General features: G+C 48.7%; 12 protein-coding genes and 1 pseudogene. 4 read left to right on the top strand and 9 right to left on the bottom strand.

Annotation, left to right across the window (positions count from 1 at the left end; translation table 11 throughout):
* Nucleotides 1-22 precede the first annotated feature (22 nt).
* The 3 genes from BACSA_RS00550 (at nucleotide 23) to folB (ending at nucleotide 3,605) form a co-directional block, all read left to right on the top strand.
* Nucleotides 23-2,566 (top strand): adenosylcobalamin-dependent ribonucleoside-diphosphate reductase, encoded by a 2,544-nt coding sequence (locus BACSA_RS00550; RefSeq protein ID WP_041584138.1) that lies wholly within the window; start codon nucleotides 23-25, stop codon nucleotides 2,564-2,566.
* A 249-nt stretch (nucleotides 2,567-2,815) separates the two neighbouring features.
* Nucleotides 2,816-3,229: a PaaI family thioesterase gene (locus tag BACSA_RS00555; protein ID WP_013616180.1), complete on the top strand. Its 414-nt coding sequence runs from the start codon at nucleotides 2,816-2,818 to the stop codon at nucleotides 3,227-3,229.
* Nucleotides 3,230-3,233: 4 nt separating this feature from the next.
* On the top strand, nucleotides 3,234-3,605 hold the full coding sequence (gene folB / locus BACSA_RS00560) for a dihydroneopterin aldolase (RefSeq protein ID WP_041583805.1): 372 nt from the start codon (nucleotides 3,234-3,236) through the stop codon (nucleotides 3,603-3,605).
* A 70-nt stretch (nucleotides 3,606-3,675) separates the two neighbouring features.
* Here folB and BACSA_RS00565 read toward each other — a convergent pair whose 3' ends face one another.
* The 3 genes from BACSA_RS00565 to BACSA_RS00575 all read right to left on the bottom strand — a co-directional run bounded on the left by BACSA_RS00565 (nucleotide 3,676) and on the right by BACSA_RS00575 (nucleotide 8,734).
* On the bottom strand, nucleotides 3,676-5,016 hold the full coding sequence (locus BACSA_RS00565) for a citrate/2-methylcitrate synthase (RefSeq protein ID WP_013616182.1): 1,341 nt from the start codon (nucleotides 5,014-5,016) through the stop codon (nucleotides 3,676-3,678).
* Between the two features lie 102 nt (nucleotides 5,017-5,118).
* Nucleotides 5,119-6,387 (bottom strand): NADP-dependent isocitrate dehydrogenase, encoded by a 1,269-nt coding sequence (icd, locus tag BACSA_RS00570; RefSeq protein WP_013616183.1) that lies wholly within the window; start codon nucleotides 6,385-6,387, stop codon nucleotides 5,119-5,121.
* A gap of 100 nt (nucleotides 6,388-6,487) precedes the next feature.
* The gene (locus tag BACSA_RS00575) at nucleotides 6,488-8,734 is read right to left on the bottom strand and encodes an aconitate hydratase (RefSeq protein ID WP_013616184.1); all 2,247 of its coding nucleotides are present in this window, start codon (nucleotides 8,732-8,734) and stop codon (nucleotides 6,488-6,490) included.
* Nucleotides 8,735-9,095: 361 nt separating this feature from the next.
* On the opposite strand from BACSA_RS00575, the pseudogene BACSA_RS00580 reads away from it, so the two are divergent.
* Nucleotides 9,096-9,596, top strand: a pseudogene (locus tag BACSA_RS00580) (glycoside hydrolase family 127 protein); the annotation flags it as partial.
* Nucleotides 9,597-9,894: 298 nt separating this feature from the next.
* Here the strand turns inward: BACSA_RS00580 and BACSA_RS20490 are convergent.
* The 6 genes from BACSA_RS20490 to BACSA_RS00615 form a co-directional block, all read right to left on the bottom strand.
* On the bottom strand, nucleotides 9,895-11,160 hold the full coding sequence (locus BACSA_RS20490; protein WP_245546563.1) for a glycerophosphodiester phosphodiesterase family protein: 1,266 nt from the start codon (nucleotides 11,158-11,160) through the stop codon (nucleotides 9,895-9,897).
* 17 nt (nucleotides 11,161-11,177) lie between these two features.
* Entirely contained in the window at nucleotides 11,178-13,421 is a 2,244-nt protein-coding gene (locus BACSA_RS00595; RefSeq protein WP_394358875.1) for a GH92 family glycosyl hydrolase, read from the bottom strand.
* Nucleotides 13,422-13,705: 284 nt separating this feature from the next.
* A complete protein-coding gene (locus BACSA_RS00600; RefSeq protein ID WP_013616187.1) occupies nucleotides 13,706-15,322 on the bottom strand; it encodes a RagB/SusD family nutrient uptake outer membrane protein in 1,617 nt (538 codons plus the stop codon).
* 23 nt (nucleotides 15,323-15,345) lie between these two features.
* Nucleotides 15,346-18,360, bottom strand: a complete 3,015-nt coding sequence (locus tag BACSA_RS00605) for a SusC/RagA family TonB-linked outer membrane protein (protein WP_013616188.1) — start codon at nucleotides 18,358-18,360, stop codon at nucleotides 15,346-15,348.
* Between the two features lie 195 nt (nucleotides 18,361-18,555).
* The gene (locus BACSA_RS00610) at nucleotides 18,556-19,485 is read right to left on the bottom strand and encodes an Rpn family recombination-promoting nuclease/putative transposase (protein WP_041583807.1); all 930 of its coding nucleotides are present in this window, start codon (nucleotides 19,483-19,485) and stop codon (nucleotides 18,556-18,558) included.
* 194 nt (nucleotides 19,486-19,679) lie between these two features.
* Nucleotides 19,680-21,344, bottom strand: a complete 1,665-nt coding sequence (locus BACSA_RS00615) for a RagB/SusD family nutrient uptake outer membrane protein (protein WP_013616190.1) — start codon at nucleotides 21,342-21,344, stop codon at nucleotides 19,680-19,682.
* Nucleotides 21,345-21,354 lie beyond the last annotated feature (10 nt).

Consider the following 21,354-nt stretch of genomic DNA (forward strand, 5'->3'; position numbering starts at 1 on the left):
ACTAATTCAACACTATATTATCGTGGAAAAACAAACGTACAGTTACGACGAGGCATACGATGCTTCGTTGGATTATTTTAAAGGAGACGAGCTTGCCGCCCGCGTGTGGGTGAACAAGTATGCCGTGAAGGATTCTTTCGGGCATATCTATGAGAAATCGCCCGAAGACATGCATTGGCGCATTGCGAATGAAGTGGCACGCATCGAGGCCAAGTATCCGAACGGATTGAGCGCGCAGGAGCTGTTCGGCTTGTTCGATCATTTCAAGTACATTATTCCGCAGGGAAGTCCGATGACGGGCATTGGGAATGACTATCAGATTGCTTCGTTGTCGAACTGCTTCGTAATCGGGCTGGACGGATCCGCCGATTCGTATGGGGCCATCATCCGCATCGACGAGGAGCAGGTACAGCTGATGAAGCGCCGCGGAGGGGTAGGGCACGACCTGTCGCACATCCGCCCGAAAGGTTCGCCGGTAAAGAACTCGGCGTTGACTTCTACCGGGCTGGTGCCATTTATGGAGCGTTATTCCAACTCTACGCGCGAGGTGGCGCAAGACGGACGCCGCGGGGCGCTGATGATGACGGTATCTATCAAGCATCCCGACTCGGAAGCTTTCATCGATGCCAAGATGACCGAAGGAAAGGTTACGGGAGCCAATGTGTCGGTGAAGCTGGACGATGAGTTTATGGAAGCTGCCGTGGAAAACCGCCCGTATGTGCAGCAGTTCCCTATCGGTTCGCCTCATCCGATGGTGAAGAAAGAGATTGACGCTTCGGCTTTGTGGAAGAAAATCGTGCACAACGCGTGGAAGTCGGCAGAGCCGGGCGTGTTGTTCTGGGACACGATTCTCCGCGAGTCGGTGCCCGATTGTTATGCCGACTTGGGTTTCCGCACCGTGTCTACCAACCCGTGCGGCGAAATCCCTCTGTGCCCGTACGATTCTTGCCGTCTGCTTGCCATCAACCTGTATTCGTATGTGGTCAATCCGTTTACTCCGGAGGCTTATTTCGATTTTGATTTGTTCAAGAAGCACGTGGCTTTGGCACAGCGCATCATGGACGACATCATCGACCTGGAGCTGGAAAAGATAGAGAAAATCATGGAAAAGATAGATTCCGACCCCGAAAGCGAAGAAGTGAAAGGTACGGAGCGCCATTTGTGGGAAAAGATTTACCGCAAGTCGGGCATGGGACGCCGTACGGGCGTGGGCATCACTGCCGAAGGCGACATGCTGGCGGCTTTGGGATTGCGCTACGGGACGGAAGAGGCGACCGAGTTTGCCGAGCGGGTGCAGAAAACCATTGCGTTGGAGGCATACCGTTCTTCGGTTGTTATGGCAAAGGAACGTGGCGCGTTCGAGATTTACGATACGGAACGCGAGAAGGACAATCCGTTCGTGAACCGCTTGCGTGAAGCCGACCCCGGGCTTTATGAGGAGATGAAGAAGTACGGCCGGCGTAACATCGCGTGCCTGACCATTGCTCCTACGGGGACCACCAGCCTGATGACGCAGACCACTTCGGGCATTGAGCCGGTGTTTATGCCGGTTTACAAGCGCCGGCGCAAGGTGAATCCGAATGACGAGAACGTGCGCATCGACTTTGTGGACGAAACGGGAGACGCTTTCGAGGAATATCTGGTGTTCCATCACAAGTTCCTGGCGTGGATGAAGGTGAACGGTTATGACCCTGACAAGCATTACACGCAAGAGGAAATTGACGACCTGGTGGCGAAATCTCCTTATTATAAAGCGACTTCGAACGACGTGGACTGGCTGATGAAGGTCAAGATGCAGGGACGCATCCAGAAATGGGTGGACCATTCGATTAGCGTGACCATCAATTTGCCGAACAACGTAGACGAAGAGTTGGTGAACCGCCTGTATGTAGAGGCATGGCGGTCGGGCTGCAAGGGATGTACGGTGTACCGCGACGGTTCGCGTGCAGGCGTGTTGCTTTCTGCCAAGAAGAAAGACGACAAGAAAGAGGAAGAATGCCATTGCAAGCCTCCTCAGGTAACGGAAGTCCGCCCGCGTGTGCTCGAAGCCGATGTGGTGCGTTTCCAGAACAACAAGGAGAAATGGGTGGCGTTCGTCGGTCTGCTCGACGGTTATCCTTACGAAATATTTACCGGTCTGCAAGATGATGACGAGGGCATTGTATTGCCGAAATCGGTAGTCCGTGGCCGCATCATCAAGAATTATGACGAGAACGGCGTGAAGCGTTATGATTTCCAGTTCGAGAACAAGCGTGGATATAAGATGACGATTGAAGGATTGTCCGAGCGCTTCAACAAGGAGTATTGGAATTATGCGAAACTGATTTCAGGCGTGTTGCGCTACCGGATGCCTATCGAACAGGTTATCAAGTTGGTCAATTCGCTCCAGCTCGATAGTGAGAATATCAATACGTGGAAGAACGGTGTGTCGCGTGCATTAAAGAAATATGTGCTCGACGGCACGGAAGCCAAAGGCATGAAATGCCCGAATTGCGGCAATGAGACCTTGGTTTATCAGGAAGGTTGCCTGATTTGCAAGACTTGTGGTTCTTCGCGTTGCGGATGACTTTGCTTTTCACCACAGATTACGCAGATTTATAAAAATTATATTCTTGATTTATAGTAGAACAAAATTGGTTTGCGAAAAAATCTTGATGTATTGTCATCCTGAACGAACGTGAAGGATCTCGTAGACATCCACGTGGGCGCATCCGAGATGCTTCACTTCGTTCAGCATGACAAATGATTTTTCGCATTTTATTTCTGATTGACTATATTTTAATCTGTGTAATCTGTGGTGCTTTAAAAAAGAGGTATGGAAGAAACAGTAAAACATCATTTGTTGGACCGGGTGAAGAAGAACCCGTATGTCAATCATTTGGAGATTGATTTTCAAGAGATAGAAGAAGGCCGTGTGGTAGGGCGCATGCCGTTGAAGCCCGAACAGCGCCAGTATAGCGGAGTGGTGCACGGAGGGGTGTTGGCGGCATTTGCCGATACGGTAGCCGGATTTGCGGCTTATACGATGACGCCTACCGACCGGGATGTGCTGACGGCAGAGCTGAAGACTTCGTTCTTGCGTGCGGCATGGGGCGACGAGCTGGTAGGGATAGGCACCGTCGTGAAATCGGGGTTGAACTTGCAGTTTGCCGAGTGTGAAATCTATTGCGACGGCAAGCTGGTGAGCAAGGCTTCGGGGACATTTTGTGTGGTGCATTCTCTGATTTAGGCGTATGAAAGCGGAAGCGATGTATATCCGTCTGGACGGGTTGAAATTTTATGCCCGTCATGGTGTGTTTCCTCAAGAAACGCGTGTAGGTGCGGAGTTTACCGTCGACCTGTGTTTGCGTACCGATTTCTCGCAAGCGGCGGAGACCGATGCCTTGGAGGGAACTGTCAGTTATGCGGAGGTGTTCGAGCGGGTAAAGGCGGAAATGGAAATTCCTTCCCGTCTGCTGGAGCATGTCGTTTATCGGATAGCCCGCCGCCTGCTGGACGATTTCCCTAATGTCATGGAAGTCACTATCGGCCTGTATAAGCAGAACCCGCCCATGGGAGCCGATTGCCGCCGGGTGGGGGTAGAGGCGAGGTATGCACGGAATTAGTTGACAAGGAAACAAGTTGGCAAGGTTTACATATTACAAAGCCTTGCCAACTCGTCAACTGAATAGCGATTTACCTTTCTCCTATCGGCGTGTACGTTACTTCTTCCAATACGTTTTTGTATGCCGGCCGGATGATGCGTCTTCCTTCGAAGTTCAGTTCTTCGATGCGGTGGGCGGTCCAGCCTACGATGCGCGCCATGGCAAAGAGCGGTGTGTAGATTTCTATCGGCAGCCCAATCATTTCGTAGATAAAGCCGGAATAGAAGTCCACGTTCGAGCATACTTGTTTCTTTGTGCCCTTTACTTTCTTGAAACATTCAATGGCGCGTTGTTCCAGCAATTCCAGGAAGGCAAATTCTTTTTCGCACCCTTTTTCGGCTACCAGTTCGCTGGCAAGTTCTTTCAGAAGCACGGCACGCGGGTCGGAAATAGTATATACGGCATGGCCGATTCCGTAAATCAGTCCGCTCCCGTCGTATGCCTCTTTGTGCAGCATCCGTATCAGGTAGGTGTCTATTTCGTCGATGTTGGTCCAGTCGGAGATGACCTCTTTCAGGTGGTGGAACATCTTTACCATCTGGATATTGGCTCCGCCGTGTAGCGGGCCTTTCAGCGAGCCGATGCCGGCTGCAATGCTCGAATAGGTGTCGGTGCGGGTAGAGCTGGTGACACGTACGGTGAAGGTGGAGTTGTTTCCTCCTCCGTGTTCTGCCTGAAGCACCAGCAGCAGGTCGAGCATCCGCGCTTCCAGAGGGGTATATTCCTTTTTCATCATGTAAAGGAAGTTTTCGGCTATCGACAGGTTTTCATGCGGGTGCCGGATGTGGAGCGAACGGCCGTGTATGCTGTGCCGGTAAATGTTGTAGGCGTATGCGATGATGGTAGGGAACTTCGAGATGAGTTCGATGGACTGGCGCATCAGGTTGTCGCGCGAGATGTCATCGGGGTTGGGGTCGAACGTGTACATTTCCAGCACGCTGCGCGCGAGGATGTTCATGATGTTCTGTCCTTCCAGGTCGATGATGTTCATGGTTGTCTTCTTGTCGAGCGGCATGTTGTCGTTTATCAGTTCCTTGAAGGCATCCAGCTGTTCGTTGTCGGGCAGTTCTCCCGAAAGGAGCAGGTATGCTACTTCTTCGAATCCGAAGCGTTTTTCCTTTAGCAGGGCATGTACGATGTCGGCAAGGTCGTATCCCCGGTAAAAGAGTTTTCCGGGAATCGGTTTCAGCCCTTCTTCCGTACGTTCATATCCCACTACGTTGCCTATCTTGGTCAGTCCTACCAGCACGCCGGTCCCGTCTTCGTTGCGCAGCCCGCGTTTCACGTTGTATTTCGTAAATAGTTCATTGTCGATGCGGCAAGCCTGCTTGGCGCATTCCGAAAGCTTGTATACGATGTATTCTTTTTTCATGAGTAGTACAAAATTTAAATGATATTTATTGGAAACGCAGATTAAACCGATAGGTAAATAATCTGCGTTGCTGAACTGACAGATTATTTAAACGAATCAGAGTCAGTTACTGCTTAGCGCATCAATCACCCGTTGTCCGAATTCCATAGTGCCCAAGGGTTTTCCGTTGGGCATGAAGCGGGCGAGGTCGTTGGTCGCTTCTCCCGCTTCGAATAGTTTCTCCAAGGCTTGCGTGATGAGGGTTGCGGCTTCTTCCCAGCCTAAATGTTCCAGCATCATGACCGAAGAGAGCAGCATCGAACAAGGGTTGACGATGTTTTTTCCGGCGATGTCGGGAGCCGTGCCGTGGGTGGCTTCGAAGATGGCATGCCCCGTTGCGTAGTTGATGTTGGCTCCGGGAGCGATTCCGATGCCTCCTACCATGGCGGCAAGCTGGTCGGATATATAGTCGCCGTTCAGGTTCAAGGTGGCTATTACCGCATATTCTTCAGGCTTCAGCAGGGTGTTTTGCAGGAACGCGTCGGCTATGCAGTCTTTGATGATGACCTTTCCGGTGTTGGCGGCATCGGCAAGGGCGGCATTTGCCGATTCTTCTCCCAGGTCTTTCTTTATCTGGTTGTATTGGTTCATGGAGAAAGTCTGGTCGGGAAACTCTTGCTCTGCCACTTCATATCCCCAGCGTTTGAACCCGCCTTCGGTAAATTTCATGATGTTGCCTTTATGCACCAGTGTGACGGAAGTCTGATGATGCTGCAAGGCATACCGGATGGCGGAACGTACCAGCCGTTTGCTCCCTTCGGCGGAGACCGGTTTTACGCCGAAGGACGAGGTCTCGGGGAAACGTACTTTGCTTACTCCCATCTCGTCGTGAAGGAAGGTGTAGAACTTCTGGGCTTCGGGAGTTCCCTGTTCCCATTCGATGCCTGCATAGATGTCTTCCGTGTTTTCGCGGAAAATGTGCATGTTTACTTTTTGCGGTTCTTTCAATGGGGAAACGACTCCCTTGAACCAGCGTACCGGGCGCAGGCATACATAAAGGTCGAGGGTCTGGCGCAGGGCTACGTTCAGCGAACGGATGCCTCCGCCTACGGGAGTGGTCAGCGGCCCTTTGATGCCTATCAGGTATTCGCGGAAAACATCAAGGGTGGCTTGAGGGAGCCATTCGCCTGTTTGGGCAAATGCTTTTCCTCCTGCAAGCACTTCCATCCATTCGATGGAACGTTTGCCTCCGTATGCGGCTCTGACCGCTTCGTTCACAATTTTCTGGCATACCGGAGTGATTTCGGCGCCTACTCCGTCACCTTCTATATAAGGTATGGTTACACAGTCGGGTACAATCAGCCGGCCGTCTTTCATTTGTACTTTGCTCATAATGGATTATTGTTTTAAATTTAGGTACTGGTAGACCGGATTTTTAGAATCTATTTAAAACCTAGTCAACTGGTATCTAGTCCCTGGTCCCTGATATTGTTTATAAATTCAATGCCGCTCCGGCTTTAAACCACTTTATCTGCATTTCATTATATGTATGTGCGGCTTCGAAAGTATCTTCGCTTCCGTCGGCATGCCTCAACTTGATTTGCAGGGGTTTTCCGGGTGTGAACTCTCTTAATCCGAAGACAGAGATGCGGTCGTTTTCCTGCACTTTATCGTAATCGTCTTTATGGATGAATGTCAGAGCCAGCATGCCTTGCTTTTTCAGGTTCGTTTCATGGATGCGGGCGAAACTCTTGGCAAGAACGACTCTTACGTTGAGAAAACGCGGCTCCATGGCGGCATGTTCGCGGCTGGAGCCTTCTCCGTAGTTTTCTTCGGCTACTACGATGGAGGGAATCCCTTTTGCCTTATAGCTTTTGGCAACGGCGGATACGGCTTCGTATTCTCCGGTCAGGGTGTTCAATACCCAGTTCGTTTTCCCGTTGAAAGCGTTTACGGCTCCCATCAGCAGGTTGTTGGAGATATTTTCCAAATGTCCGCGGAACCGTAGCCACGGGCCTGCCATGGATATATGGTCGGTGGTGCATTTCCCTTTTGTCTTGATCAAGAGCGGCATGTCGATAAGGTCATTTCCGTCCCACGGTGCGAATGGTTCCAGTTTTTGCAGGCGTTCCGAATCGGGATGTATGGAAACTTCGATGGATTTGCCGTCGGCAGGCGGGGCAATGTATCCGTTGTCGTCTACGGTGAATCCGTTTCGGGGCAGAGTTTCGCCGGCAGGTGCATCCAGTTTCACCTGTTCGCCCTTTTCATTGGTAAGGGTATCGGTCAGTGGGTTGAAGCACAAGTCTCCGGCGATGGTAAGTGCCATAGCCAGCTCCGGTGAAGCTACGAAGGCGTGCGTATTCGGGTTCCCGTCGGCACGTTTGGCAAAGTTCCGGTTGAACGATGTGACAATCGAGTTGGCTCTGTTCGGGTCATCGGTCACCCGTTTCCATTGTCCGATGCACGGGCCGCAGGCATTGGTCATAATGGTTCCGCCTACGGCTTCGAAGGCGCTTATCATGCCGTCGCGCCGGGCGGTGCAATAGATTTGTTCCGATCCGGGATTGATTATCAGGGGAGAAGCCATCTTGAGGGCTTTCTCCTTTACCTGACGTGCCAGTGAGGCTGCCCGGCTCAGGTCTTGGTAAGACGAATTGGTGCACGAACCGATTAATCCTACTTCCATGCGGCGTGGGTAACCGTTTGCTTTTACTTTTTCTGCAAAATCCGAAATGGGGCAGGCGGCATCAGGTGTAAACGGCCCGTTGATATAAGGTTCCAATGCCGACAGGTCGATTTCGATGATGCGGTCGTAATACTTTTCCGGTTGTGCCAGCACTTCGGGGTCGGCTTGCAGGCAATCGGCACACGCCGATGCCAGCCGGGCTATCTCTTCACGGCCGGTGGCACACAGGTAAGCGTTCATCTGTTCGTCGTAAGGAAAGATGGAGGTGGTCGCGCCTACTTCGGCGCCCATGTTGCAGATAGTGGCTTTCCCCGTTGCCGAAATCGATGCGGTCCCTTCGCCGAAATATTCGATGATGGCATTGGTCGCTCCTTTTACGGTAAGGATGCCGGCAAGTTTCAGTATCACGTCTTTGGGGGCAGCCCATCCGTTCAGGCTTCCTTTCAGGTGCACGCCGATGAGGCGGGGCATTTTCAGTTCCCATTCCATGCCGGTCATTACGTCTACGGCATCAGCTCCGCCTACTCCGATGGCTATCATGCCCAGTCCGCCTGCATTGGGCGTATGCGAATCGGTGCCTACCATCATGCCGCCGGGAAAAGCGTAGTTTTCCAATACGACCTGGTGGATGATGCCGGCACCCGGTTTCCAGAATCCGATGCCATATTTGGCAGACACGCTTTGCAGGAAGTCATACACTTCACGGTTCACCTGGCAGGCGGCAGGAAGGTCGGTTTGTACACCTTTGTAGGCTTGTATCAGATGGTCGCAGTGTACCGTTGCAGGAACGGCTGTTGTTTCTTTGCCTGCATTCATGAATTGCAGCAGTGCCATTTGCGCCGTGGCGTCTTGCATGGCAACGCGGTCGGGGCGGAATGTGGCATAATCTTCGCCTCGCCGGAAGCGGGGTTGTATCTCCGGATGATACAAGTGGGTATATAAAATCTTTTCGGCAAGCGTGAGAGGCTTGCCGCTTGCCTGTTGAGCCGCTTTTACCCGTTTTGCATACGAGGCGTAAAACGTTCTTAGCATGTCGATGTCGTAAACCATAAGACTTTTTGTTTAATGAATTGTTTTTATTTCACAAATGTAAGGGAAATGTTTATAAAAAGCAAGATTTTGCAAGCGGAATGCTTTGTTTAGTGTTTATTTGTTAATTATTCTGCTTTGTTTTGTATATTTATGAGGAAAGCATATCGTTTCAGAAACTTTTTGGAGAAATTCAAAACAGTTTCTAAATTTTGCTCAGGTTAATTTTGTGAATTGTTTTCGAGGATGTTTTTCTGATTTTATGAGGAGGATAGCGGGCTATCTGACGAATAAAATCGGGAAAACAGACCGGAAACAAACGCAAAAGGACCTGATAGAATATTACTTTATTGGAAAATTTAAACGACAGGCTCTAATGGCAGAGCCGGTGCGCACTACGTTCCGTCTGCGCTATCCTTCATGGAGCAAAGATGTGCAAGTCCGTGTTAATGGCAAGCGGGTGAAGGTACGCCAGCAGCCCGGCTCGTATATCGCGATAGAACGGGAGTGGAAGGATGGCGACCGCATCGAAGCGACCTATCCGATGCACCTGACGTTGGAGTCCGCGCCTGATAATCCTCACCGCGCCGCCCTGCTCTACGGTCCGGTGGTGCTTGCCGGAGCCTTGGGTACGGAAGGAATGTTGCCGCCTGCCCCCGATTCGGACCCGTTGAAGTATAACGACTATTACACCTACGATTACCATATCCCCGAAGGGTTGCCCACCGGCTTGATATGGGATGCCGGACATCCCGAAAACTGCGTGCAGCGGATTTCGGAGGACGGTTTGCGCTTCCGCACGGCAGACGGCGTGACGGTGTTGCCCCTTTACGATGTGCATCGCCAGCGTTACGTGGTGTATTGGGATATAGTTGATAATTAGGAATATTTAGAAACTGTTTTGAATTTCTCCAAAAAGTTTTCTTGCCTTAATGTATTTGTTTGCGTGTGTGCTTTGGGCGATTTTTTTGTCCTTTCCGCTCCTGTTCTTCGTCAGATAGCCCGCTATCTTCCTCATCACACAAACGGAAATGCCTCAAAAACTCATCCCAAATCAGCACACGATAAACTCAAAACAGTTTCTTAGTAAATGTCCCTAAAACATATAATGGCATATGAAGATGATAGAGCATAATCACTTCATATGCCATTTATGGTTTGGCGCACTTTGTGGTGGCGTTTTATTTATTGAGTATTTTTTGGAAAAGTTCAGGCTGGTCCAGATTGACCAAGTCTGGCTCTTTTTCTATTGCGGTGCGATAGGCTTCTTCTGTACCGTTCTGGATAGCCGCCATAATGCGGATGCCGTTAGCCTTGCAGAACGCCTTGAATTCCGGTGTGATTTGTTCGGGATTGATTTCTACGTACGATGGGCGGCATACCGTCATCCAATATTGCAGGCGGGCGATGTCATCCGCATTTACTTTGACTTTCATTTCCGGAGCAAGGCGGACAAACTCTTTCAGCATTCCTTCATCGGCGAACCAGAAGAAACTGTTCGTGGCGAATCCTTTCAGGCGGACCAGTCTTACGAGGTCTTTTACGGGCGTGCCGCGTTTCACATCGAAGAATACATTTGCTTTTCCGTAGAGCGAATCGAGCATTTCCGAGATGCGGGGGATACGTGTGCCGGCATATTCTTTTCCAAACCAACTTCCTGCGTCTAATTTGTCCACTTCGTCAGAATTCATATCGGCTAATGCGCCTTGCCCGTTGGTGGTGCGGTCGAGGGTCTCGTCGTGCAGGTTATACAGCACTCCGTCTTTGCTTTTCCGTACATCCAGCTCTATCCACGTGGCACCGTGTTCCAAAGCTGCGTATGCCGAAGCCACCGTGTTTTCGGGTGCCAAATGGTTGGCGCCCCGGTGTACCACTACCTCTATCGGGTCCTTGTATGTAGCAGAAGGATGCTCTACCTGCCAGTTTACGTTCAGCGGATTGTTCTGCATCTTCCATATCAAGGGCAGGGACTCATTATCCAATATCCATATTTCTGCTCCTTCGGTTTGGTCTATGCAATAGATGAGCGGGCATCCCAAGGCTTCTCCTTTTTTGTTTCCTTTCTTGTAAACCGTCTGGTTATAGTGAAATGCCCCGGTCGTCTTCAGTTCCTTGTAGGCTTGGCGTGAGAGCATGTAGGCGGTTTCGTTTATGCCTAACAGGCGGTTTTCTTTGTCTACGGGCTGGAGGAAGCATAATGAGTTTCCCGCTTCTTGCGATGCGGGAGCCATCAGGTAGCTTCCTTTTTGCCAATGCAGGTTCCGCAAGATGCGCCAGTCGATGCGCAACGTGTCGTTCTTTTCGCGGAATAACATTTCGTATTTGCGGGTCTGTCCGTGGAGTTTGAACACGAACAGTAATGTATCGGGCAGGGCGGTTTGCGCGCATATACTTCCGGTGCAGCATGCACCTATAATCAATAAGGAGAGAAGATATATCTTTTTCATGATGCAACTATATTCGTTTATAATCCTAATTCTGTTCCCCATTTGCCGGGTTTGTTTCCCATCTTCAAAACCAGTTCTCCTCCTGCTACGAGGTCTTTATGGCGCAGGGCGGAGTAAGGGTAATCCTTCCCGTTCAAAGTAGCCGACTGGATGTACCGGTTCTCATCCGAGAGGCGTTCTGCTCGGATGGTAAAGTCTTTTCCGTCTTCCAGATGGAAGGTGGTTTCCTTCAGCATCGGGGCATGTATCAGATAATAGTCTTGTCCGGCATTGGGATAAAGTCCTGTCATGTGGAAAGCAAGCCACGAAGACATCGCTCCCGAATCATCGTTTCCGGGAAGCCCCATCGGAGAGTCGTTAAAGTGGGTGGTGATGATTTCGCGGATGCGGTCATCGCTCCGCCAGGGTTTCCCTATCCAGTGATACAGGCAGGGGGTAAGAAACGAAGGCTCGTTGTTCACATTATAAAAGCCTTTGTCGAAGAAGATGTCGAGGCGTTCTTCGAATTTCTCCTTCCCTCCGCATTGTGCGATAAGCCCCGGCACATCGTGAGGGATGCTGAGCGAGTATTCCCACGAGCTGGCTTCGTAGAAGAACATGTCCCACCACGGGGTGTACCACGGTCCTTCGAAGGTGACCGGTGTGTAGGTGTACGTAGGCTTCTGCACTTTCGAGCTACCGAAAGGTATCTGGTCGAGCCAGTTTCCCTCCTTGTCGCGCGGCATGATGAATCCTTTTGCCCCTTCGTGTTCGTAATCGCTTCGCCACAGGTTTTTCCAATTCTCCGATTGTTTCAGGTAGTGTCGGTAGAGGTCTTCTTTTCCCAGTCCTTTGGCTACCAGAGCAATGGCATAATCGCAATACGCGTATTCCACGGTGCGGTTTCCTGCGCGTGGAATGCCATACGGGATGTAGCCTAATTCCAGGTAGGGAACCAGTCCGCCCCGTCCTTCCGCTTCCTGGTTTCCTCCGGGAGGCACGGTAGCATCCTGCAACATCGCTTTCAGCGCCAGTTCATAGTCGATGCCTTTCAAGCCTTTCACAAAAGCGTCGGCGATGACGATTTCGGCATTCGAGCCTCCTTGCGTACGTCCGTTGGCGTTTCCGCTTCGTGCATCGGGCATGTATCCATCCCGTTTATAGATGGTGATGAGCGAGCGCACGATGTCGGTTTCGCGTTGCGGGTCGATAAGTGTGATGAGTGGGGTAGAGGTGCGGTAAGTGTCCCAAATGGCGTAATAGTCATCGTAATAAGGCTCAGGGTCGTTCCAAAGCGGATTCTCTCCGGTGCGGTCTACGGGCATAATCATCGTGTGGTAGAGCGCGGTATAGAACATCCGCTTTTGCGTTTCGGGAGTATCGGGAGCGATTTCAATTGCCTTGAACAGCTTTTCCCATTGGACTAACAAGTCGTTATGTACTTTCTCGAAAGACCAGTGGGGAATGTAGGTACGGGCATTGTGCTTTGCCCGTTGGCTGCTCAGGAAGGAAATACCTATTTTCAGTTGTACTACCGAGTCTCCTTCGGCAAAGCGGAGCAAGGCACCCGTCTTCTCATACGAGTCGAACTGGGAACGTTCATCGGTGATGTCGCTTCCTTTCCACGTGCGGCTTTGGACGAAAGGCTTGTCGGTTTCGGCATAGAAGTAGACCGTATAGGCACGCCCGTTGTTCCAGCCTCCCCGGATACGGGTGTAGCCGCTCACTTCATGGTCGGACAGGATTTCTATTTCCGAGCCTACGAACTGCTGGGCTTCACGTGCATCGGGCACGGGGCTTTCTCCCAAGAAGAAACCGGCATCGATAGCCAATGATTTCAAGGAATCAGCGGGATAGGTGAAGCGGTAGAACGAAGCCCGCTCCGTGGTGGTGATTTCCGTACGGATGCCGCTCTGCTTAAATCGGGTATCGTAATATCCCAGCCGGATATTTTCGTAAGCCCGATAATCCAAGTGTTGGGTTTGGTCCATTCCGTTGCAGAAAGGCGTCACTAAAATATTCCCATACTTGGGACCTCCTCCGGTTCCGCTTACGTGTACTTGCGAGAATCCGTCCACCCGTTCGGGCATGGGCAGCCAGCCGCTATTGGGTGAAGGAGTGCAGTCGGGAGAAGGTTTGACCATTCCATAAGGGCAAGACGGACCGATAAATACCCGTCCCAGTCCTTCCGACCCGATGCGCGGGTCTACATAGTCGGTCAGTTGCGTTTGAGCGGAGGCGTATAGCGTCCCGCTCAGGCACAAGCCAAAGGCTATGCCCATCAGTTTTTGTAGTTTCATGCGGTTCTGAATTGATTTGTACAAAAATACTATTTTTAATGCAGAAAGGGAACAAAAGAAACGAAGACTTCTGATGTTTTTTGCAAATCAAATTTGTTCTGCTATAAATACCAAGCCATTTATGCCCGGCGTGACCTCGGAAAAGGCAAAACCCAAGAGTTTCATGTCCGCCGAAACCTCGGACAGGACAAAACTCTTGGGTTTCATGTTTGCCGAAGGTTCGGCAATATATCAGAGTCTCAAAAAAGAATCTGTGTTAAAGCGTATCAATATCCGGCGTTTTGGTTCCAGTTCGTGTTGGATTGCAATACGCTTTGGCTCAACGGGAAGATACGGTTGGTCAATAGAGCGTTGTCCGGATTGATGTATTTGAATCCCCAAGGACGTTCATAATCTCCAAAACGGATCAAGTCGTTGCGGCGCCAGTGTTCATCCAGAAATTCACGGCCACGTTCATCCAAGATGTCTTGCAGGGATGGAGCTTCTGTGAGCAGTGGGGCGTTTACATACGAACGGATTTGGTTGAAGAGGCTCATGGGGGTATCCCCTTGTGTCGCTGTTCCTCCACGGGTAATGGCTTCGCATTTTGTCAGGATGATATCCGCATAACGGAAGATAGGAATATCGTTGTCCTGATTGCGCTCATAGAGGTTATAGTCATCGGGATCCGGATAGAACTTGATGGAACGGTATCCTTGTCTGGTTCCGTTTGCGCCTACATCAAGGTCGCCATCTTCTCTGATGAGAGTGATGTTTTTAGTGAATACCACTTGTTTTCCTTCGTACATGTGGGGAACATCGGTGACTTCTCCGGTTTCGGGGTCATATTGGTAAACATAAATGGAATCTTGTGCCGGATCGCCTACGACGACATCATTACGGCGGTCACCGGGGAGGCAGAATAGCTCGGCAAATTCAGGATTCATGGCAAAGTTTCCACCGCAACTTGGGGTCAGTACGGTAGTGTAGAAACCGTTGGCACCTCCGTAACGCCATGTACGGTAACGCGCATACATCATGCCTTGGCTAAGAGTCGCTTCGTAAGGAACGGCATAGATGAAATCTTTGATATGCGACCCGTTGGTATACATGAATTTTGTCTTATAGTCATCGCTCAGGTCGAACATTCCCGAGTTGATGATACGGTCGCAAACCGTGATGCAGTCGTTCAGTTTCTCATTGGCGTCATCGGGACTCCAGCTTGCACTGGTAACGTCTTGTGTGTAGACATTCCAGTTGATATAAAGTTTGGCAAGCAGGGCGTCTACCATCCAGCAAGTCGGAGTACCGTATGTGGATTCGTTTACTTCGCTGGGGCAATCGTCGCGCACTGCAAGCAATTCCGATTCTATCCAGCGGGCTACATCGGCACGCGGAGAGCGGTCTATTTGGGTGGCACCTTGTGTCAGGTTATCATCGGCAATAGGGGTGTCGCCAAAGTTGTCCATGAAAAGGAACGTGTAGAAGGCGCGTGCAGCCCGGACCGGAGCGGAAAGTTCTGTATCGCCTTCTTCCAGGTCGCGCAGCAATATATTGCAATTGGTTATTCCTGACAATAAGCTGCTACATACATTCAACTGGTTATCATTGGCAGAAGCATTCCATGAGTGGGTGGAGCAGTTTGAATATTGGCGCCCGTCCAGCCAACCGCCATCGAAGCAAACCGCAGAATATTCGTCTGAACTAAGCGAAAGCAATTCATCGTAGCGGCGGTTCAACGGATCACGAAATGCGTAATAAGCGTTGCTTATTCTGGCTTCCAATGCCATGTCAGAGTCCATGGGATAATCCGTATATTGGGATTTGATATCCACATCCAAGTCTGAACAACTGATAGTTGCGAGTGCCAGCATGGCACCGGTAAATATGTTTTTTGTTTTCATATAATTCTGTTCCCTTGATTAGATTAGAAATTCATATTAACACCCACCATAAAGCTGCGTGTACGGGGATAATTGCTGTTGCGCATATCCATGCCCGGTGTTAAACCGCCTAAGTTTACTTCAGGGTCGATGCCTTTGTAACCCGTAATGGTGAATACGTTATTGCAAGTAGCGTAGATACGCATGTTGTTTACCCAATTGCCCAATTTGCCGAAGTTGTAGCCTAAGGTCAGGGTAGACAAACGCAGGTAAGAACCGTTTTCCAAATAACGGGTAGAAGGAGCTTGTGCACGAGAGTCATTATAGTTTTGCTCGGTGGCAACTTCTGCCAGAATATTTTTACCGAAACTTCTCAGCAAGGTGGGGTCGCTGTAGCTTGCGCGGATGGCATTGAATATCTTGTTTCCGGCTACGCCTTGGAAGAACATACTTAATGACCAGTTTTTCCAAGTCAGGTCGTTGTTCCACCCGAATGTGATTTTCGGTTGTGCCGAACCTGCCATACGGCGGTCGGTGTCATCCGGAGCATCGGTTACGCCAATCAGGTTTCCGTTTTCGTCGTAGTCATTGAATACGGACATTCCATTCTCATCGTATCCTGCCCATTCCCATAAGTAGAATTGTCCGATAGGAGCACTTTCCATTAAGCGTTGTACATGCTGGTTCGAATAACTGTTGATATTCGGGTCTGCCATTTCAATAAAGTTTACGCTGAATTCAGAATTAGACATAGATACGACTTCGTTTTTATTGTGTGATAGATTAAGCGAAGTGCTCCAGGTAAAATCTTTGGTTTGTACCGGTACGGCATTGATGGTGATTTCGATACCTTTGTTGCTGATGTCGCCTACATTGGCAACCATTTCGCTGTATGGATAAATCAGGGTTGATACTCCGTAGCTGTAAATTAAATCACTTGTCTTTTTATTATAGTATTCGATGGTACCGGTCAGGCGGTTGTTGAAGAAACCGAAATCCAAACCGACATTGAACATACCGGTCTTTTCCCATTTCAAATCCGGATTAGCATTTCGGGTTGCACCCAACACGTGGTAATTGTTTCCGTCAGAGCCGGTGAACCAACCGGTAGAACCGTATACCTGGCGTGCATAGAAAGCGTCGAATCCCAAAGAGTTACCGCTCACGCCATAACCGATGCGGAATTTCAGGTCATCGAATATATTTTGGTCTTTCATGAAGTCTTCTTCGATGATGCGCCATGCGGCAGATACTGCGGGGAAAGTACCCCAACGGTTGTTGGCACCGAATGCGGAAGAACCGTCGCGGCGGATAGTGGCTTGCAACAGGTATTTGCTTTTGTAGCTATAGTTGATACGTCCATAGTAAGAAATCATGCGCAGGGTAGAAAGCAGAAATTGTGAGTTCAGGTCAACGATTTCGTCTTGTGACATGCTGTTAGCCAATGCCAAATTGTAGTAGCTTAAGTCATCATTATAGAAATTATAAGCCCGGATTCCGAAACCGTCGTTATTGTCTGACTGTTCCCAAGAGTAACCCAACATAACGCCTACCTTGTGCGCATCATTGAACGTATGGTCCCAGTTGATGTAGGTTTCCATTTGTTTCTTGATGTTTTCTACAGTGCTGCGTTCAGCATCGCCGTTACGGGAAGTGTAAGTAACGATTTGTGATTGAGAAGAATGATACTTATTATAAATGTATTGTTCGTTCTGATAAGATAGGTTCAGGTTCCAGTCCAAACCGTCAATGATGTGTACTGTTGCTTTGGCTACACCTTGCAATAGTTTTTGTGTTGTCTTGTAACGGTCTTCGTTAATCAAAGATACCGGATTGTAATATTGCGAAGTGGTTCTTCCGTAATAAGTCCCGTCTTCATTGTAAATCGGATTCAGAGGCAAATAGTAATTCATGGCATCCAATGCGCTTCTGCCTTCGTTGTCTGTAGGACCGCTTTCATTGTTTGAAATGCTGGCGTTTACGTTGAACGAGAGGTCTAACCGGTCGTTGAATGCTTTGGTCTGCAAGAAAGAACGGGCGGTCAGACGGTCCATTCCTGTTCCGCGTACAACTCCTTGACGTTCGAGGAAGTTAATGGATGCGTTGTATGAGGTCTTTTCGTTTCCCCCGTTAATCGCCACATTGTGATTGTGGCTGAAAGCTGTGCGGAGCACTTCGTCTTGCCAATTCACGTCTGCCGGATTGTTTACGTCGTAATAACTTGACAAATCGATTCCGTTGGCGTCCGCGTATGCCAATACTTCATCGGCAGTCATCATGTCCAAGGTGTTCAAAGTCTTGTCCCATGCTACATATCCGCTGTAACTTACGTTGGTACGTCCATCCTTATTGCCTTTCTTGGTGGTGACGATGATTACGCCGTTGGCAGCTTTCGAACCATAGATGGCGGTAGCCGAAGCGTCACGTAATACATCGATGCTTTCAATGTCTTCCGGCGCAATGAGTGAAAGGCTTACACCCGGCACACCGTCTATAACGTAATAAGGCTCCATAGCTTCGCCTGTACGAAGTGTAGAGGCACCACGCAAAGAGATAGAAGCCGAACCGTTCGGGTCACTGGTGTTGGCGATAGTCAGACCCGGCACTTTTCCTTGCAGCAATTGTGCCGGAGTGGTGTAGACACCCACATTCAGGTCTTCGGCTTTTACGGTAGTGATGGAGCTGGTTACGTCCTTGCGTTCCATCGACCCATAACCGATAACTACTACTTCGTCCAATAGCTGAGCGTCTTCCGACAAGGTAATGTTAATGGTATTTGATTGGACTTCTACTTCTTGAGTCACGTAGCCAATGTAAGAGAAAACCAAAGTTTTACCTTTTTCTACATTCACAGTGTATTTGCCGTCGATGTCGGTAACGCTGCCATTGGTCGTGCCTTTTTCAACTACACTTACCCCAATTAAAGGCATTCCGGTGTTGTCTATAACAGTACCGGTTACTGCGTTTTGGGCAAATGCATACGTACTTACTAAAAGAAAAAATGCAAAGGAAAGGATTTTCCTTAGCAGGTGTTTGTTTGTAATAAGTTTGCTTTGCATACGATAAATGTTTAATAGGATTTAAATTCGTTGCAAAAGTAAAATAGCGGTTTTGCAGCGGTATTGCGTCCACTTTTCGTTTGTATGCAAATCTTATTACAAACCTGTTAAATCGTTTCCTGAAGTTATGATGTCTATATTATTATATATAAAAGGTAGAAGTAAGTACGCAAGTTTATTGGCACGAACATATAATTATAGTTGTTTTATTTCATCTTGCGTAAGTTGTGTACACTGGGCTATGTCTTTTATGGAAAGTCCTATCTCTTTCATCTTTTTTGCAACTTCTTTTGCTTTCTTTTTTTCTCCTTCCGCTCTTCCTTCTTCTCTTCCTTCCGCTCTTCCTTCTGCCATTCCTTCCGCTCTTCCTTCTTTAAAGCCTTCCGTATGTCCTTCGTCCCAGCCTGTCTTGATAACACTGCGTTGGTAGCGTAAGGCTTCCATATCTCGGTAATAAGCACGTTTCTCTACATCAGGTAAGGTGTCAATGCGGAGTCGTTCTCTTGCTTCCGGAAGTCCTTTCGCCGTAGCTTCTTTATCTATTTCTCCAGTCTTAAGGAATTTAATCCATTCGTCAAGAGGAGTTTTTGCTACTTTATCGAAATCATTTACGCGCAACACATAATATTCGGGAAAGATATCGTCGGCATCTTTTCCTATAAAGAGTTCTTGTTGGCGTGCGGATAGCTTTAGAAAGTTGTTTGAGTCGTGTAAACTACGAAAGACTATTTCCCCATGATATACATAGTCTTTACTTTTAACCATGCTGAAATAAACAATATTGATAGTATAAGTCTTGTATATTTTGCTATAATCTGCTTCCCAATTGGTATATTGCGATAGGATGTGAGAAGCACCATAAAGTAATTTGTGATAATAGTATAATTCGCGATAGTTTTGGATTTTGATGATAAGCTGCTTGCCTTTGCTGTCTTCAACCAAAATATCGGCACGGTTAAACTTATCTGTTTCATCCGTTTGGTTTGATTCGCTTTCCAAGAAACGGCAAATGCGTAAGTCTTCATTCAGCAATGTAGAAAGAAAACCTTCCAGCACGACATAATTGCTTTTGTCACGCAATAACCTTTTCATTGCCCAGTCGAAACGTATAAAATTATCTTTCATATCCTGATATTTATCGCTTGTGTGCAAATATACTGATTTATTTTGTTTTGGGACAAGAATGGAGGGAGTTTTTCTGATATGGAGAAATGAGGTGAAGAATGGAAAAGCCTTGCGCTACATCCGGTGTCATCGCGACAGCGGATGCGGCACAAGGCAAAGGTTATGGTTTGGAAACTTAAAAATGAATGTTCAGGTTAATATCCCGGATTCTGTTCCCAATTTGTATTAGCGTTCAATACATTAATACTTAACGGCCACAAGCGATACTGCGGGTTAGAGGCATTGGGGTTGAAATCGTTTTTGAATCCCCAGTCGCGTTCGAAGTCGCCGAAGCGGATTAAGTCGTTGCGGCGCCAGTGCTCATCCAAGAACTCACGGCCACGTTCGTCCAAAATCTCTTGCAAGCTTGGGTCTCCTACAATTTGGGGAGCATTGACATACGCACGGATTTGGTTGAACAAGCTCATGGGGGTGTCGCCGTTTGTCGCTGTCCCGCCACGTACGATGGCTTCACATTTCATTAGGATGATATCCGCATAGCGGAAAATGGGGAAGTCGTTATCTTGATTGCGGCTGTATACATTATAGTCGTTGATATCCGGGAAGAATTTGATGGAGCGGTAACCTTGTGTCCATCCTTTTAAGTCAGCGCCGCAGTTTAAGTCTGCATTCGGAACTACCGGAGGGTCGGCGGTAAGGTCTTCTTTTAAAGTAATGGATTTGGTGAAGGTTACATTTTCACCTCCATACGTGTTGCGTACACTCGTCGGCTCTCCTGTATTGTTATCGTATTGGTAAACATCAAATGTTTCCATACCGATATTTTCACCCGTACTTCCGGCGATTACATCATTCCGGCGGTCGCCCGGCAAGCAGAACAGTTCAACGAACTCGGGTGTCAAAGTCATATTGCCACCTACAGAATTAGTCATTTCGATGCTGTAAAAGCCATTGCTGTTCTGTCCGCGCCGCCAGGTTCGGAAGCGGGCAAAAGTCATACCTTGTGTAGTTACAGCATCAAAAGGCATGGCATAGATAAAGTCTTTGATTTGCGAACCGTTAGTGTACATGAACTTCGTTTTGTAATCATCGCTTAAATCGAAATTTCCTGACGCAATGATACGGTCGCAAGCGGCGATGCAGTCATTTAGTTTTTCATTAGGCGCATTTGCCGACCAGCTTGAACTGGTGACATCTTGGGTATATACGTTCCAGTTGATATATAGCTTTGCCAATAAGGCATCTACCATCCAGCGGGTAGGTTTTCCGTATGTAGAGGCGTCTACATTTTCATAACAATTGTCGCGGACCGCGAGCAGTTCCGACTCAATCCAACGGGCTACATCGGCACGCGGAGAACGTTCAATTGCTTCGTTATCATCCAATAAGTGGTCAATGATAGGTGTGTCGCCCCAATGTTCCATAATCATGAAGGTATAAAATGCACGGGCTGCACGTACCGGAGCAATTTCTGGAACATCTTCACCACCCATGTCAAAAATAATGCGGTTGCAATTGGTGATGCCTGTTTGCAGTTCATTGAACACGTCCAATTGGCTAGCTGAGTTGGTCGGGTCAATCATGTGAAGCGAGAAATTTGCCATATCGCGGTTGTTCAAATAATCAGTATCAAAACTGACCGCCGTATATTCATCGGAGTTACAGGAAACGCCTTCATCGAAACGTCTGCCGATAGCGGCACGGAATGCATAAAATGCATTGTTCATTTGTGCTTCGTAGGCGATTTCTGAATCGGGAAATTCGGTATATTGTGATTTGATATCTACGTCAAGGTCAGTACAACTGACACTTGTAAGTGCCAGAAGGGCGCCGGAAATAAGAATATGTTTTGTTTTCATAATAGTCTGT

This window comes from Phocaeicola salanitronis DSM 18170, from assembly GCF_000190575.1.
GTDB classification, from domain to species: domain Bacteria; phylum Bacteroidota; class Bacteroidia; order Bacteroidales; family Bacteroidaceae; genus Phocaeicola; species Phocaeicola salanitronis.

Bases quoted from the DNA above. Each gene is read 5' to 3' on its own strand.
- BACSA_RS00555 (WP_013616180.1), top strand. From the start codon at position 2,816: ATGGAAGAAACAGTAAAACATCATTTGTTGGACCGGGTGAAGAAGAAC.
- folB (WP_041583805.1), top strand. From the start codon at position 3,234: ATGAAAGCGGAAGCGATGTATATCCGTCTGGACGGGTTGAAATTTTAT.
- BACSA_RS00565 (WP_013616182.1), bottom strand. From the start codon at position 5,016: ATGAAAAAAGAATACATCGTATACAAGCTTTCGGAATGCGCCAAGCAG.
- icd (WP_013616183.1), bottom strand. From the start codon at position 6,387: ATGAGCAAAGTACAAATGAAAGACGGCCGGCTGATTGTACCCGACTGT.
- BACSA_RS00575 (WP_013616184.1), bottom strand. From the start codon at position 8,734: ATGGTTTACGACATCGACATGCTAAGAACGTTTTACGCCTCGTATGCA.
- BACSA_RS20490 (WP_245546563.1), bottom strand. From the start codon at position 11,160: ATGAAAAAGATATATCTTCTCTCCTTATTGATTATAGGTGCATGCTGC.
- BACSA_RS00595 (WP_394358875.1), bottom strand. From the start codon at position 13,421: ATGGGCATAGCCTTTGGCTTGTGCCTGAGCGGGACGCTATACGCCTCC.
- BACSA_RS00600 (WP_013616187.1), bottom strand. From the start codon at position 15,322: ATGAAAACAAAAAACATATTTACCGGTGCCATGCTGGCACTCGCAACT.
- BACSA_RS00605 (WP_013616188.1), bottom strand. From the start codon at position 18,360: ATGCAAAGCAAACTTATTACAAACAAACACCTGCTAAGGAAAATCCTT.
- BACSA_RS00610 (WP_041583807.1), bottom strand. From the start codon at position 19,485: ATGAAAGATAATTTTATACGTTTCGACTGGGCAATGAAAAGGTTATTG.
- BACSA_RS00615 (WP_013616190.1), bottom strand. From the start codon at position 21,344: ATGAAAACAAAACATATTCTTATTTCCGGCGCCCTTCTGGCACTTACA.